Below are 1347 nucleotides of genomic sequence, written 5' to 3'. Positions count from 1 at the left end.
CGCATTCTTACCGGCCTGAGCACCCGCCACAGCGTTAGCGGTGCTATCCCCCGTCACTCCACCTGCCAAACCCGCTGCCAGCGTCGATAGCGCACTGAGACTCTGCTTCTGCTCCTCACTCAGTTTAGCAATTTTTTCCGGCGTGTCTGCACCATATAACTTTTCTGCCAGATAACGCGCGGCCAATTCACCACCAGCGGCCCCCGCAGCACCCGCGGCTGCCGAGTTGCCACTCACTTGTGCCGCTATCGCCCCCCACACCGCATGGGCAAGCGCGTTGGCCGTTTCATTCGTACCGGTATACTTCTTGATTTGCTCGGCCGCGTACGGACTCAAACCACCAGCAAGAGCCTGGGAGATATTTCCCCCTGCCAACCCCTGCAACGCAGCCGTCACCGCCTGCGCCGCTTTCTGCAAGTCACTGCCCGTACCATACTGCTTCATGGCCTCTTTATACGCAGTGGTGTCTTTCAGGATGCTGACGTACTGATCAATCTCTTCCTGCTTGGCATTTTTTCCCGGTTCCGGCGGCAGTTTGCCATCTTTCGCCAGATCGGCTTTCGCCGCATTCAGCCCGTTTATCTCACCCTGCGTACGGATGATATCCGCTGCCTGCCCGCCGATCTCGCCAATCAGCTGCGCCTGTTTCAACCGGTTCTGCTCTTTCTCCTTGTCGAAGATCGGCGCAATGCTGCCGTTGGCATTCTCCGTATCCCGGCTCAGGTCGGCGACATTTTGTTGCTGGTTGTCCTTGTCACGAACAGTGATGTTACCTTCGCTCACCGCCGCCTGCGTGGTGCCGCTAGCATGACCGCTGCCGTTCAGGCCCGATAGCATCCCGCCCGCCAGGTTGCCCTGGAACTCCTTACCGCCAAAGTCACCACCGCCGCTTATCCCGACCCCGACATGTTCGACGTTGTAGTCCGCCTTATTGTTCAGGTCACTGAAGCCCAGCGTCCCGGTATCCAGGCTGTTTTTGTCCGCCGTGCCCGTTGAACTGATTACCGCGCCATCCAGTTGGGTATGCTCGCCGACCTTAACGTCAAAGCCCCCCTTGCCCGCAAAGATCCCGGTCTGCTCCTGCACCGAGTCGTAGTTGCTGTGCATCTTGTCCTGGCTCAGGTTCAGGTAGCCGGAACCACTCATCGAGCCCCAGGTGAAGCTGCCACCCGCACTGGCGTTCTGCTGCTTCATGTCGTAGAGATCGCTGTCCTGCTGGCTGCTGAGCGTCAGGTTGCGTCCTACGTCAACATCCACCTTGTCACCGCTGACCTGTGCACCGGCCAGGGTAGTATCGCGCCCGCTGTTCATGGCAAGCGTCTTACCGCTGTCGATGGTTGTCTCTGT

General features: G+C 59.0%; 1 protein-coding gene. It reads right to left on the bottom strand.

Features of this window, described 5'->3' with window-relative positions; genetic code table 11:
* A partial coding sequence (locus ACKWMY_RS28155) for a hemagglutinin repeat-containing protein (protein ID WP_409487542.1) occupies positions 1-1347 on the bottom strand: 1347 nt, incomplete at both ends.

The sequence above is a fragment of the Serratia sp. J2 genome (genome assembly GCF_046269175.1).
In the GTDB taxonomy this organism is placed as follows: Bacteria; Pseudomonadota; Gammaproteobacteria; order Enterobacterales; family Enterobacteriaceae; genus Chania; species Chania fonticola_C.
Note: the sequence above shows the minus strand (reverse complement) of the source record. Positions and strands in the feature narration are given on the sequence as shown.